General features: G+C 67.4%; 11 protein-coding genes. 7 read left to right on the top strand and 4 right to left on the bottom strand.

The window, feature by feature from the left end; genetic code table 11:
• Positions 1 to 87: 87 nt before the first annotated feature.
• The 4 genes from LPB260_RS22410 to rpmE all read right to left on the bottom strand — a co-directional run bounded on the left by LPB260_RS22410 (position 88) and on the right by rpmE (position 3,937).
• The gene (locus LPB260_RS22410) at positions 88 to 1,356 is read right to left on the bottom strand and encodes a malic enzyme-like NAD(P)-binding protein (protein ID WP_208708065.1); all 1,269 of its coding nucleotides are present in this window, start codon (positions 1,354 to 1,356) and stop codon (positions 88 to 90) included.
• A 102-nt stretch (positions 1,357 to 1,458) separates the two neighbouring features.
• Positions 1,459 to 2,898, bottom strand: coding sequence for a M48 family metalloprotease (locus LPB260_RS22405; RefSeq protein ID WP_208708064.1), 1,440 nt, complete (start codon positions 2,896 to 2,898; stop codon positions 1,459 to 1,461).
• On the bottom strand, positions 2,895 to 3,659 hold the full coding sequence (locus LPB260_RS22400; RefSeq protein ID WP_371926117.1) for a thermonuclease family protein: 765 nt from the start codon (positions 3,657 to 3,659) through the stop codon (positions 2,895 to 2,897). The genes LPB260_RS22405 and LPB260_RS22400 overlap by 4 nt, the downstream gene beginning before the upstream one ends.
• A gap of 62 nt (positions 3,660 to 3,721) precedes the next feature.
• Positions 3,722 to 3,937 carry a 50S ribosomal protein L31 gene (gene rpmE, locus LPB260_RS22395; protein WP_208708062.1) on the bottom strand — a complete coding sequence of 72 codons (216 nt, stop codon included), beginning with the start codon at positions 3,935 to 3,937 and terminating at the stop codon, positions 3,722 to 3,724.
• 168 nt (positions 3,938 to 4,105) lie between these two features.
• Between rpmE and LPB260_RS22390 the strand changes: the two genes are divergently transcribed.
• The 7 genes from LPB260_RS22390 (at position 4,106) to phaC (ending at position 13,401) form a co-directional block, all read left to right on the top strand.
• Entirely contained in the window at positions 4,106 to 6,325 is a 2,220-nt protein-coding gene (locus LPB260_RS22390; RefSeq protein WP_208708061.1) for a primosomal protein N', read from the top strand.
• Between the two features lie 105 nt (positions 6,326 to 6,430).
• Positions 6,431 to 8,173 carry an arginine--tRNA ligase gene (gene argS, locus LPB260_RS22385; RefSeq protein WP_208708060.1) on the top strand — a complete coding sequence of 581 codons (1,743 nt, stop codon included), beginning with the start codon at positions 6,431 to 6,433 and terminating at the stop codon, positions 8,171 to 8,173.
• A complete protein-coding gene (locus LPB260_RS22380; RefSeq protein ID WP_208708059.1) occupies positions 8,174 to 8,860 on the top strand; it encodes an SPOR domain-containing protein in 687 nt (228 codons plus the stop codon).
• 168 nt (positions 8,861 to 9,028) lie between these two features.
• Positions 9,029 to 9,562 (top strand): ATP-dependent protease subunit HslV, encoded by a 534-nt coding sequence (hslV, locus tag LPB260_RS22375; protein ID WP_208708058.1) that lies wholly within the window; start codon positions 9,029 to 9,031, stop codon positions 9,560 to 9,562.
• Positions 9,563 to 9,588: 26 nt separating this feature from the next.
• Entirely contained in the window at positions 9,589 to 10,929 is a 1,341-nt protein-coding gene (gene hslU, locus LPB260_RS22370) for an HslU--HslV peptidase ATPase subunit (RefSeq protein ID WP_208708057.1), read from the top strand.
• 54 nt (positions 10,930 to 10,983) lie between these two features.
• Positions 10,984 to 11,358 carry a gamma-butyrobetaine hydroxylase-like domain-containing protein gene (locus LPB260_RS22365; protein ID WP_208708056.1) on the top strand — a complete coding sequence of 125 codons (375 nt, stop codon included), beginning with the start codon at positions 10,984 to 10,986 and terminating at the stop codon, positions 11,356 to 11,358.
• A gap of 363 nt (positions 11,359 to 11,721) precedes the next feature.
• Positions 11,722 to 13,401: a class II poly(R)-hydroxyalkanoic acid synthase gene (gene phaC / locus LPB260_RS22360; protein WP_208708055.1), complete on the top strand. Its 1,680-nt coding sequence runs from the start codon at positions 11,722 to 11,724 to the stop codon at positions 13,399 to 13,401.
• The last annotated feature ends 59 nt before the right edge of the window (positions 13,402 to 13,460 follow it).

Here is a 13,460-nt window from a genome sequence, read left to right as displayed (position 1 = left end):
AGGTGGTGCGCTTCGGCCCGAAGCGCCCGCCACCTTGAAGCCGAAAACAAAAAACCCGCCGAAGCGGGTTTTTTTATTGCGCCGGCCTTAGCCGTTGAACACGTCATCCACCGACTGCAGCGGGTAGTGCTTCGGGTAGGGCAGGGTCGCCACACCGCTCTCGATGGCGGCCTTGGCCACCGCATCGCACACCAGGGTGATCAGGCGCGGGTCCATCGGCTTCGGAATGATGTACTCGCGACCGAACTCCAGGCTAATGCCGCCGTAGGCGTCACAGACTTCCTGCGGTACCGGCAGCTTGGCCAGGTCGCGCAGGGCCAGGGCGGCGGCGATCTTCATTTCCTCGTTGATGCGCGTGGCGCGAACGTCCAGCGCACCGCGGAAGATGAAGGGGAAGCCCAGCACGTTGTTGACCTGGTTCGGGTAATCCGAACGACCGGTGGCCATGATCACGTCGTTACGCGCCTCATGGGCCAGCTCCGGCTTGATCTCCGGATCGGGGTTGGAGCAGGCGAACACGATGGGGTTGGCCGCCATGCGCTTGAGATCGTCCTGGCTCAGCAGGTTGGCGCCGGACAGGCCGACGAACACATCGGCACCCTCCAGGGCATCGGCCAGGGTGCGCTTGTCGGTTTCGGTGGCGAATACGGCCTTGTACTGGTTCAGGTCGTCGCGGCCGGCGTGGATCACGCCCTTGCGGTCGATCATGTAGATGTTCTCGACCTTGGCGCCCATGCTCACCAGCAGCTTCATGCAGGAAACCGCCGCGGCACCGGCACCGAGGCAGACGATCTTCGCCTCTTCCAGATTCTTGCCGGCGATCTCCAGGGCGTTGAGCATACCGGCCGCGGTAACGATCGCGGTGCCGTGCTGGTCATCGTGGAACACCGGAATATCGCACTGCTCGATCAACGCACGCTCGATCTCGAAGCATTCGGGTGCCTTGATGTCTTCCAGGTTGATGCCGCCGAAAGTGATGGAAATGCGCTTGACGGTATCGATGAAGGCCTGCGGGCTTTCCGAATCGACTTCGATGTCGAACACGTCAATGCCGGCGAAACGCTTGAACAGCACACCCTTGCCTTCCATGACCGGCTTGGACGCCAGCGGGCCGAGGTCACCCAGGCCGAGAATCGCGGTACCGTCGGAAATGACAGCCACCAGGTTGCCCTTGCCGGTGTAGCGGTAGGCAAGCTCGGGATCTCGGGCGATCTCACGCACCGGCTCGGCGACGCCCGGGCTGTAGGCCAGCGACAGGTCGCGGGCGGTAGCGGTGGGCTTGGTCAGCTCGACACTCAGTTTCCCGGGGCGGGGTTGGGCGTGATACTCGAGAGCGGCAGTTTTCAGATCAGACATAGTGGCATTTCCGCTTTTTGGCTGTTGAACAGGCTGGCGTGCGAGGATACGCAACTTGTATACAAGGGCACAAGACCGTCAGGTCAGCCTGACGACAGTGCGCTAATGCACGACCTTGACGCGATCACCGGGACGCGGCTCGCCCACCGGGTAGAAGTTGTTGAGCAAACGAAGGCTGGCCTCGGCATCCCCCGGCAGCTTGCTGCGCCTGGCCAGCTCGGCCATGGTCTGTCCTTGTTTCACCGTGACGATATCCAGGCGCAGCGGCTCGGCCAGCCTGCGTTCGGCGGCCGTGATCGGCCGAAAGCTGCCGATCACCTCGAGAAAGCGGGCATCCTGGCTTTCCAGCGAGGCACTCCCGCGCACGGCGGCGACGAACAGGTAGGCTCGCTCGCCGTGCAGCAGTGCCGCGACGCGCCGCGGGGCGCTGCCGGGAATGATCGCGCTGTATCCCGACAAGCCGGCCTGCCGCAGCTCGCGCTCCGCCGCGAGGGGCTGGCCGCCGACGCGCTGACGCAGCAGCTGCCTGGCACTCAGGCCCCTGGGATTGCCTTCCAGGGTCATGGCGATGAATGCCTGCTGGTCGACGGAGTGGCCGATCAGCGCATCCGCGCGATTGATGAGGCTCCAGCCATCGGGAAAGCCCAGGGTGATGCCCAGTTCGCCATGGTAGAAACGCTGCCCCCGGCGCACCCCAGTGGCCGCCGAATCACCGAACGGCAGACCGTCGAGGCGCTTGAGAAAAGTCTCGCGATTGACCTCCTGCTGCCCCGTTGCCAGCGCCCGGGCCGGGCCCAGCACCTGCCGCAGGCGCCGGTCATTGTCCGGATGGGTGTCGAACACCCCGTGGTAGCCGCTCGGCGGACTGGACTGGCCACGTTGGGCGGCCTGATCGCGGGCGAAATCCTCCTGCGCCTTGAGCACCTTGACCACCTCGATCATCGCCTGCGGATCGTAGCCGCTGCGCGCCAGATACTGCGCCCCGAGACCATCGGCCTCGAGCTCCATGTCGCGGCCGTAACCGCGGACGAAGGCCCCGCCGAGGACATTGGCCAGGTCGCCGGCGGCACCGATACCGGTGCCGATCGCCACCGCCTGGCCGAGGATGTTCCAGGCGCTCGACTGACTCTGCTGCTGCACGCTGTGGCGCGCGGTGACGTGCCCCACCTCATGCCCCAGCACGGCTGCCAGCTCGGCTTCCGAGTTGAGATAGGCCAGCAGCCCACGGTGTATATAGATGTAGCCGCCCGGCACGGCGAAGGCATTGATGTCGGGGCTGTCCACCACGGTGAACTGGTAGTTGAGCTGGCTGCGATGGCTGTGCCGGGCGACACGCTCGCCGACCTGCTGGACGTAGGCTTGCAGCTGTTCGTCGGGGTAGCGCGGGTACTGCTTGAGAATCTGCTGATTGTAGCGCCGACCCAGTTCCAGCTCCTGAGCCTCGCTCATCATCACGAAGTCACTGCGCCCGGTCGCGGGATTGACCGCACACCCCACGAGCTGCAGCAGCCCCAGCAGCACAAGCACGCAACGCAGCTTCATCGCACCACCTCCAGCATCGCCTCATGGCTCAGCGGCAAGAGCCAACGGGCCTGTCCTGGTTTTACGCCGCCGCGCCGTTGGCGGTCAACCACCCAGCCGCGGGCCTCGACCCGCTGCCCGACCAGGCCTTGCAGGCGCTGGGAGTCGAAATAGCGCAGGGCCGAGGGCGCCACGCGCAGCACCAGGGGGCCGTCCAGCTCCAGCCAGACGCCACCGCCGTTGCGCTCGACCCGCTCGACCCGCCCGCGCACCAGGGCAAAGCCGCTGCGCGCGAGCTGCTGCGGCGACAGCAGCGGCTCGCGCCGCCACAATCCGGCACGGGCGCCGCGCGCGGCACGCTCGGCGGCACGCTGGCACTCCAGCAGCGCCAGATTGGGCGGAATCGCCACCAGGTAACCGAGCCCCTCGGCCAACAACTGCGCCTCTAAATTATGCCCCCGGGCGTCGTAGGCATGGGCCAGTACGCGCCCATAACGGTCCCGGGCTTCGCGCCCCAGGCGCAGGCCGACACGCCCGTCGCTGGCCGCCACCAGTTCGACGAGGCGCCGCCTGGCTGTCTCGGCGAACGCCTCGGCGGAACGCCCCTGGCGCCCCAACTCGGGGCTGTTCAGGCCGATCAGGCGCACGCTGCGGCCGTCCAGCAGGCGCAGGGTGTCGCCATCCACCACCCGCTGCACCTCGGCGACCTGCAACGGCCCCGCCGGCGGGCACAACGCCTGCACCGGGGCCTGGAACACTGCACAAACGAAAAAGGCGCCCACAAGGGACGCCTTTCTCAGTAGCGCGGAACCAGCCAAGCGGCTCTTCCTCGCGGGTCGCCTGCTTACTTGCTGGCGCCGAACATGCCGAAGCGCTGCTTGAAGCGGTCAACACGGCCGCCGGTATCCAGCATCTTCTGCTTGCCGGTGTAGAACGGGTGGCACTCGTTGCACACGTCCAGGCTCAGCGGCTTGGCCAGGGTGGAGCGAGTTTCGATCACGTTGCCACAGCTGCAGGTAGCGGTGATTGCTTCGTAGTTCGGGTGGATATCGGCTTTCATGGTGCATTCCTCGGGGCTGACGTGCCGCCACCCAACACTATTGTTGGATACCGCACGGAAATAGGTCGCGGATGATACCAGACCGACAACCCGATGCAAGCCAGGGCCCCTGCCGGCCGTCGCGCGCGCCCATGCTAAGATCGCCGCACCCTTGCCTGGAGCCTCTGCGTGCCCGACGCCATTCTGCGCCTCGCCCTGCCGTCACCGCTGCGCCGCCTGTTCGACTACCGCGCGCCCCCCGGCGTGCCGCGCGCAGCCTTGCAACCGGGCATGCGCCTGCGCGTACCGTTCGGCCGCCGCGAGCTGATCGGCATCCTGATCGAGGTGTGCGACCACAGCGAGGTGCCGGCGGACAAGCTCAAGCCGGCCCTGGCGCTGCTCGACAGCCAACCGCCGCTGCCACCGGCGCTGTTTCGCCTGTGCCTGTGGACGGCGCAGTACTACCAACACAGCCTCGGCGACACCCTCAGTTGGGCGCTGCCGGTGCTGCTGCGCCAGGGCGAGCCCGCCGAGGCCCGCCAGGAGCGCTTCTGGCTGCTCAGCGAAGGCGCCCAGCCGGACGATCCGCGCCTGGTCCGGGCGCCGCGCCAGCGACAGGCGCTGAAGGTCATCGCCCAGCACCCCCACGGGGTCGCCCACCAGCTGCTCAGCCAGCTGCAGCTGAACAAGGACAGCCTCGAGCTGCTGCGGGAGAAGGGCCTGGTGCGCATCGAGGTGCGCCGCCACGCCGCCCGCGAGCGGCACGCCAGCTGGCTGGCGCAGCCCGAGCTGCCGCTTAACGCCGAGCAGCAGGTCGCCGAGCGTGCGGTGCGCGCCGGCTTCGGCCGCTTCGGCGCCTTTCTCCTGGCCGGAGTGACCGGCAGCGGCAAGACCGAGGTCTACCTGCAACTGATCCGCGCCACCCTGGAGGCCGGCAAGCAGGCTCTGGTGCTGATCCCGGAGATCAACCTCGGCCCACAGACCCTGGCGCGCTTCGAGCGGCGCTTCAATGCACGCATCGCCCTGCTGCACTCGGCGGTCAACGACCGCGAGCGCCTGGACGCCTGGCTGGCGGCGCGCGACGGCGAGGCCGACATCATCATCGGCACCCGCTCGGCGCTGTTCACGCCGATGCAGCGCCCGGGGCTGATCATCATCGACGAGGAACACGACGCCTCCTATAAACAGCAGGAGGGCCTGCGCTACCACGCCCGCGACCTGGCCCTGGTGCGCGCCCGCCAGGAGAACGTGCCGATCCTGCTCGGCTCGGCCACCCCCTCGCTGGAAAGCCTGCACAATGCCAACAGCGGTCGCTACCAGCTGCTGCGCCTCGAGCGGCGCGCCGGCGGCGCCCAGCCTCCGCGTTTCCTGCGCCTGGATGTGAAAAGCCTGCCGCTGGACTCGGGCATCTCCGGCCCGATGCAGCAGGCCATCCGCCAGACCCTGGCGGCCGGCCAGCAGGTGCTGGTGTTCCTCAACCGCCGCGGCTTCGCCCCGACCCTGCTGTGCCACGACTGCGGCTGGCTCTCCGAGTGCCCGCGCTGCGATGCGCGAATGACCGTGCACCAGCGCTCCAACGAACTGCGCTGCCACCATTGCGGCCACGTCGAACGCCGCCCCAGTCACTGCCCGAAATGCCAGAAGCTCGACCTGCGCCCGGTCGGCGCCGGCACCGAGCGCGCCGAGGAGCGCCTGGCGATCCTCTTCCCCCAGGTACCGGTGCTGCGCGTGGACCGCGACAGCACGGCGCGCAAGGAGGCCATGAACACGCTGTTCAACACCATCCAGCGCGGCGAGCCGTGCATCCTGGTCGGCACCCAGATGCTCGCCAAGGGCCATCACTTCCCCCGCGTCACCCTGGTGGCGATCCTCGATGCCGACGGCGGCCTGTTCTCCGCGGACTTCCGCGCCAGCGAACGCATGGCCCAGCTGATCGTCCAGGTCGCCGGTCGCGCCGGCCGCGCCGAGGAAGCGGGCAAGGTGATCATCCAGAGCCACCTGGCCGACCACCCTTTATTGGTGCAGCTGACCGAGCAGGGTTACTTCGCCTTCGCCGAGCAGGCGCTGAGCGAGCGCCGCGACGCCGGCCTGCCGCCCTTCTGCCACCTGGCCCTGCTGCGCGCCGAGGCGCACAAGCCGGGGCAGGCCGAGGGCTTCCTCGACGAGGCGTGCCACGAGGCCGAACTGCTGGTGAACGAGCTGCAACTGGACGGCATCGAACTGCTCGGCCCGGTGCCGGCGCCGATGGAGCGCCGCGCCGGCCGCTACCGCGCCCAATTGCTGCTGCAGAGCAGCGCCAGGGCACCGCTGCACCGCCTGCTGCACAGCTGGCTGGCGGCGCTGGAGCAGATGCCCAGCGGCCGCGCCGTGCGCTGGTCGCTGGATGTCGACCCGATCGATCTGTTCTGATCAAAGACGACAGCGGTTGGCAAGCCCGGATGGGCCACGGATAATGCGCAGTTTTCAACCAGCGCCCCAGGGCGCCGCCGCCCCACGCGGCCGGACGAGCAGACCATGAAAGACAGCATTCGCCACCTGATCCAGCAAGCCCTGACCCGCCTGACCACCGAAGGCGTGCTGCCCGAAGGCCTGAGCCCGGCGATCCAGGTGGAGAACACCAAGGACAAGAGCCACGGCGACTTCGCCAGCAACATCGCCCTGATGCTGGCCAAGCCGGCGGCCATGAAGCCGCGCGAGCTGGCCGAGAAGCTGATCGCCGCGCTGCCGGCCGACCCGCAGATCAGCAAGGTGGAGATCGCCGGCCCGGGCTTCCTCAACTTCTTCCAGAACAGCGACGCCCTGGCCGGGCGCCTGGAGGCGGCGCTGGCCGACGCGCGCCTCGGCGTGCGCAAGGCCGGCTCGGCGCAGCGCGTGGTGGTCGACCTGTCCTCGCCCAACCTGGCCAAGGAGATGCACGTCGGCCACCTGCGCTCGACCATCATCGGCGACGGCGTGGCGCGGGTCCTCGAGTTCCTCGGCGACGAGGTGATCCGGCAGAACCACGTCGGCGACTGGGGCACCCAGTTCGGCATGCTGCTGGCTTATGTGATGGAGCAGCCCAAGGGCTTCAGCTCGCCCGAGCTGGCGGACCTCGAGACCTTCTACCGCGCAGCGAAGAAGCGCTTCGACGAGTCGCCCGAGTTCGCCGACCGCGCCCGCCAGCTGGTGGTCCAGCTGCAGGCCGGCGACGGCGAATGCCTGCGCCTGTGGAACCAGTTCAACGACCTGTCCCTCGGTCACGCCCAGGAGGTCTACGACCGTCTCGGCGTCAAGCTGAGCAAGGCCGACGTCAAGGGCGAGAGCGCCTATAACGCCGAGCTGCCGGGCATCGTCCAGGCCCTGCGCGACAAGGGCCTGCTGACCGAGGACAACGGCGCCCAGTGCGTGTTCCTCGAGGAGTTCAAGAACGCCGAAGGCAACCCGCTGCCGGTGATCGTGCAGAAGGCCGGCGGCGGCTACCTCTACTCGACCACCGACCTGGCCGCCATGCGCTTTCGCAGCCAGGTGCTGAAGGCCGACCGCGCCCTGTACTTCGTCGACCAGCGCCAGGCCCTGCACTTCCAGATGGCCTTCGAGGTGGCGCGCCGCGCCGGCTTCGTCGATCCGGCCATGGAGCTGGAACACATGGGCTTCGGCACCATGAACGGCGCCGACGGTCGTCCGTTCAAGACCCGCGACGGCGGCACGGTGAAGCTGATCGACCTGCTCGACGAAGCCGAGCAACGCGCCTACGCCCTGGTCAAGGGCAAGAACCCGGAACTGGACGAGGCCGAACTGCGGCAGATCGCCCGCTCGGTGGGTATCGGCGCGGTGAAGTACGCCGACCTGTCCAAGCACCGCACCAGCGACTACAGCTTCAACTTCGAGCAGATGCTCAGCTTCGAGGGCAACACCGCGCCCTACCTGCTGTACGCCTACACCCGGGTGGCCAGCGTGTTCCGCAAGCTGGGCAAGGGCATCGACGAGATCGGCGGCCAGATCAGCCTGGTGGCCGAGCAGGAGCAGGCCCTGGCGGCCAAGCTGGCGCAGTTCGGCGAGGTGCTGAACAACGTCGCGGACAAGGGTACCCCGCACGTGCTGTGCACCTACCTGTACGACCTGGCCGGTCTGTTCTCCAGCTTCTACGAGAACTGCCCGATCCTCGCCGCCGCGGACCAGGCCACCCAGCAGAGCCGCCTGCGCCTGGCGGCGCTGACCGGCCGCACCCTGCAGCAGGGCCTGCAACTGCTCGGCCTGGAAACCCTGGAGCGCATGTAAGTGGCCGCCGCCCGCAAGAAGCCGGCCGCCAAGCGCGGCGCCAGCCGCTACAAGGCGCCGGCGAAGAAACCGGTGCCGGCCTGGATCTGGCTGGCCTGCGGTTTGGCGATCGGCGGCTTCATGACGTTCCTGTTCAGCCTCGAGCCCGGCCGCGACGAGATCAAGCGCGACAAGGCCGCGCAGGCCAGCGGCAAGCAGGGCGGCAAGCCGGCCCAGGACAAACCGGGCAAGGCCGAGCCGGCCAAGCCCAAGTACGACTTCTATACCCTGCTGCCCGAGTCGGAGGTCATAGTGCCGCCCCAGGCCCTGGAGCAGCCGGCGCCAGCGGCCGAACAGAAGCCGGTGAGCGCCGAGGAAGCGGCCAAGATCGACGCCGCGCGCGCCGAGGCGGCGCTCAACGGCGAGGTGCCGCCTCCGCCGCCGGTGGTCGCCCAGGCCCCACTGACCACCCAGTTCTTCCTCCAGGCCGGCTCGTTCCGCCGCAAGGACGACGCGGAAAGCCTGCGCGCGCAGATCATCCTGCTCGGCCAGAACGTGCGCGTGGAATCCGGCACGGTGCGCGAGGAAGTCTGGCACCGGGTGCTGATCGGCCCCTTCGCCGACCGCCAGCAGCTGGCCCAGTCGCAGAAGGCCATGGCCGCCAACGGCTTCAGCAACCTGCTGCTGCAGCAGCGCCAGGTGCGCTGAGCGTCGCGGGCCCCGCCTCGCCCGCGACGGGGCCGCGGTAATCCGCTGTTACAGCCGGGCCACGGCCATTCGGCCGAGAATCGCCCAGCGTCGGTTGAAAAGCGCCACACGCCACCCCATCTGAGTCTGCATTGGGCATTTTCGCCCCGCTGCGTGGAGACTCTCCCCTTGACCACCATCGTTTCAGTGCGCCGCCACGGCAAAGTCGTCATGGGCGGCGACGGCCAGGTTTCCCTCGGCAACACCGTGATGAAAGGCAACGCCAAGAAAGTCCGGCGCCTCTACCACGGCCAGGTGCTGGCCGGCTTCGCCGGTGCCACCGCGGACGCCTTCACCCTGTTCGAACGCTTCGAGGGCAAGCTGGAAAAGCACCAGGGCCACCTGATCCGCGCCGCCGTCGAGCTGGCCAAGGACTGGCGCACCGACCGCTCGCTCAGCCGCCTGGAGGCCATGCTGGCGGTGGCCAACAAGGACGCCTCGCTGATCATCACCGGCACCGGCGACGTGGTCGAGCCCGAGCACGGCCTGATCGCCATGGGCTCCGGCGGCGGCTATGCCCAGGCCGCGGCCATGGCCCTGCTGCAGCACACCGAGGAAATGAGCGCCCGCGAGGTCGCCGAGACCGCGCTGAACATCGCCGGGTCCATTTGCGTGTTCACCAACCAGAATCTGACCATCGAGGAACTGGACTCGGCCATCTGAGCCGCCGTCCGTTCAGGAGCCGTACCATGTCCATGACCCCTCGCGAGATCGTCCACGAGCTCAGCCGCCACATCATCGGCCAGGACGATGCCAAGCGCGCCGTGGCCATCGCCCTGCGCAACCGCTGGCGGCGCATGCAGCTGCCGGCCGAGCTGCGCGCCGAAGTCACCCCGAAGAACATCCTGATGATCGGCCCGACCGGGGTCGGCAAGACCGAGATCGCCCGCCGCCTGGCCAAGCTGGCCAACGCCCCGTTCATCAAGGTCGAGGCGACCAAGTTCACCGAGGTCGGCTATGTCGGCCGCGACGTCGAGTCGATCATCCGCGACCTGGCCGATGCTGCGGTGAAGATGCTGCGCGAGCAGGAAATGACCAAGGTCCGCCACCGAGCCGAAGACGCCGCCGAGGAGCGCATCCTCGACGCCCTGTTGCCACCGGCGCGCACCGGCTTCAACGAGGACCCGGTGCCGAGCGGCGACTCCAACACCCGCCAGCTGTTCCGCAAGCGCCTGCGCGAAGGCCAGCTGGACGACAAGGACATCGAAATCGAGGTGGCCGAGTCCGCCGCCGGCATCGAGATCATGACCCCGCCAGGCATGGAGGAGATGACCAACCAGCTGCAGAGCCTTTTCTCCAACCTGGGCAAGGGCAAGAAGAAGAGCCGCAAGCTCAAGGTCAAGGAAGCCCTCAAGCTGGTGCGCGACGAGGAAGCCGCGCGCCTCGTCAACGAGGAGGAACTCAAGGCCCGCGCCCTGGAGGCGGTGGAGCAGAACGGCATCGTCTTCATCGACGAGATCGACAAGGTCGCCAAGCGTGGCAACACCGGTGGCGCCGACGTGTCCCGCGAGGGCGTGCAGCGCGACCTGCTGCCGCTGATCGAGGGCTGCACGGTCAACACCAAGCTGGGCATGGTCAAGACCGATCACATCCTGTTCATCGCCTCCGGCGCCTTCCACCTGAGCAAGCCCAGCGACCTGGTGCCCGAACTGCAGGGCCGCCTGCCGATCCGTGTGGAACTCAAGGCCCTCAGCCCCGAGGACTTCGAGCGCATCCTCACCGAGCCCCACGCCTCGCTGACCGAACAGTACGCCGCGCTGCTCAATACCGAAGGGCTGAACATCGAGTTCGCCGCCGACGGCATCAAGCGCCTCGCCGAGATCGCCTGGCAGGTCAACGAGAAGACCGAGAACATCGGTGCGCGGCGCCTGCACACCCTGCTCGAGCGCCTGCTGGAAGAAGTCTCCTTCAGCGCCGGCGACCTGGCGTCCAAGCAAGAGGACGCGCCGATCATCATCGATGCGGCCTACGTCAACGGTCACCTCGGCGAACTGGCCGAGGACGAAGACCTGTCGCGCTATATTCTCTAGACCAGCCACCCAAACCGCCCGGAGCCTCTCCGGGCGGCGCCGCAGTCGACGACCATGACCCAGATCCCCAGCGCCATAGAGCTGCACAAAGCCTCGAAGACCCTGACCCTGAAATACGGCCAGGACAGCTACACCCTCTCCGCCGAGTTCCTGCGCGTGCACTCGCCCTCGGCCGAGGTGCAGGGTCACGGCACGCCGATCCTGCAGACCGGCAAGCTGCACGTCGGCCTCAGCCGCCTCGAGCCGGCGGGCAATTACGCCCTGAAACTGTGCTTCGACGATGGCCATGACAGCGGCCTGTACACCTGGGACTACCTGTACCGCCTGGCCACCCAGCAGGACGCCCTCTGGGCCGAGTACCTGGCCGCCCTGGCCGCCGCTGGCAAGACCCGCGACCCGGACGAGTCCGTGGTCAAACTGATGCTGTAGAACGCAGCAGGGCCCGGCACCTGCCGGGCCCACGTCCCGCTCGCCCCGCCTCAATAGCGCCTCGCACAAACCCGCCGCCGCTGCCGGCGGCACCCTACCTATCCGCCCGGTTAGAGCGCATTTTCTAATCCTTCCCGGCATACTCCCTGCATATTCGGCCCGAATCGCAGCCTGCTTGCGCAAATATAAAAACTCGGGTAACCAGGGAGCTGGCAGGTTCCCTGCATTTGCCGAACCGGCAAATGCAACAAAATCGCGGAATAGTCCGCCTTAGGTAACCCGAGCAATACCTGGCCCCTTGGCCTCGTGTCTCCGTGCACAGCAGTACGCCGGTATTCGCCTCAGGACAATGGAGCGTCGTTGATGACAGATAAACCCAGTGATGACCTGAAGAATCAAGCCTCCGAGAACACCCTCGGCCTGAGTCCGGTAATCGGCATTCGCGGCAAGGATCTGTTGAGCTCGGCGCGTACCGTGCTCACCCAAGCCATCAAGCAGCCCCTGCACAGCGCCAAGCACGTGGCCCACTTCGGCCTGGAGCTGAAGAACGTGCTGTTCGGCCAGTCCGAGCTCGCCCCCGAGGCCGGCGACCGCCGCTTCACCGACCCGGCCTGGAGCCAGAACCCGCTGTACAAGCGCTACCTGCAGACCTACCTGGCCTGGCGCAAGGAACTGCACGACTGGGTCGAGGAAAGCGACCTGTCCGAACAGGACGCCAGCCGCAGCCACTTCGTCATCAACCTGATGACCGAGGCCATGGCCCCGAGCAACGGCATGGCCAACCCGGCCGCGGTCAAGCGCTTCTTCGAGACCGGCGGCAAGAGCCTGCTGGACGGCCTCTCGCACCTGGCCAAGGACATCGTCAACAACGGCGGCATGCCCAGCCAGGTCAACATGAACGCCTTCGAGGTCGGCAAGAACCTGGCCACCACCGACGGCGCGGTGATCTTCCGCAACGAGGTGCTGGAGCTGATCCAGTACAGGCCGATCACCGAGCAGGTGCATGAGCGCCCGCTGCTGGTGGTGCCGCCGCAGATCAACAAGTTCTACGTGTTCGACCTGTCGCCGGAGAAGAGCGTGGCCCGCTTCCTCCTGCGCAACGGCGTGCAGACCTTCGTGATCAGCTGGCGCAACCCGACCAAGGCCCACCGCGAATGGGGCCTGACCAGCTATATCGAGGCGCTCAAGGAAGCCATCGACGTGGTCACGGCCGTCACCGGCAGCAAGGACGTGAACATGCTCGGCGCCTGCTCCGGCGGCCTGACCACCACCTCCCTGCTGGGCCACTACGCCGCCCTCGGCGAGCACAAGGTCAACGCCCTGACCCTGCTGGTCAGCGTGCTGGACAACCGCCTGGAGACCGACGTCGCCCTGTTCGCCGACGAGAAGAGCCTGGAAGCGGCCAAGCGGCGCTCCTACCAGGCCGGCGTGCTGGAAGGCAGCGACATGGCCAAGGTGTTCGCCTGGATGCGGCCCAACGACCTGATCTGGAACTACTGGGTCAACAACTACCTGCTCGGCAATGAGCCACCGGTGTTCGACATCCTCTACTGGAACAACGACACCACCCGCCTGCCGGCCGCCCTGCATGGCGAGTTCATCGAGATGTTCAAGACCAACCCGCTGATCCGCCCCGGCGCCCTGGAGGTCTGCGGCACGCCGATCGACCTCAAGCAGATCACTGCCGACCTGTACTGCGTCGCCGGCACCACCGACCACATCACGCCCTGGGAGTCCTGCTACAAGTCGGCCAACCTGTTCGGCGGCAAGGTGGAGTTCGTGCTGTCCAACAGCGGGCATATCCAGAGCATTCTCAACCCGCCTGGCAACCCCAAGGCGCGCTACATGACCAACACGGAAATGCCCCAGGACCCGAAGGACTGGCAGGAGAGCTCGACCAAGCACACCGATTCCTGGTGGCTGCACTGGCAGAACTGGCTGGCCGAGCGCTCGGGCGAGAAGAAGAAAGCGCCCACCCACCTGGGCAACAAGAAACACGCCCCCGGCGAAGCGGCTCCGGGTACTTACGTTCACGAGCGTTGATCGCCTGCGCACTGCGCGGCGCTGCCCGCGGCACCGGACGTGCCGCTCGTCCATCCGAC

It is taken from the genome of Pseudomonas sp. LPB0260 (genome assembly GCF_013388395.1).
Note: the sequence above shows the minus strand (reverse complement) of the source record. Positions and strands in the feature narration are given on the sequence as shown.

Excerpts from the sequence above, each read along its gene's own strand:
- LPB260_RS22410 (WP_208708065.1), bottom strand. The coding sequence starts at position 1,356 with ATGTCTGATCTGAAAACTGCCGCTCTCGAGTATCACGCCCAACCCCGC.
- LPB260_RS22405 (WP_208708064.1), bottom strand. The coding sequence starts at position 2,898 with ATGAAGCTGCGTTGCGTGCTTGTGCTGCTGGGGCTGCTGCAGCTCGTG.
- rpmE (WP_208708062.1), bottom strand. The coding sequence starts at position 3,937 with ATGAAAGCCGATATCCACCCGAACTACGAAGCAATCACCGCTACCTGC.
- argS (WP_208708060.1), top strand. The coding sequence starts at position 6,431 with ATGAAAGACAGCATTCGCCACCTGATCCAGCAAGCCCTGACCCGCCTG.
- hslU (WP_208708057.1), top strand. The coding sequence starts at position 9,589 with ATGTCCATGACCCCTCGCGAGATCGTCCACGAGCTCAGCCGCCACATC.
- LPB260_RS22365 (WP_208708056.1), top strand. The coding sequence starts at position 10,984 with ATGACCCAGATCCCCAGCGCCATAGAGCTGCACAAAGCCTCGAAGACC.
- phaC (WP_208708055.1), top strand. The coding sequence starts at position 11,722 with ATGACAGATAAACCCAGTGATGACCTGAAGAATCAAGCCTCCGAGAAC.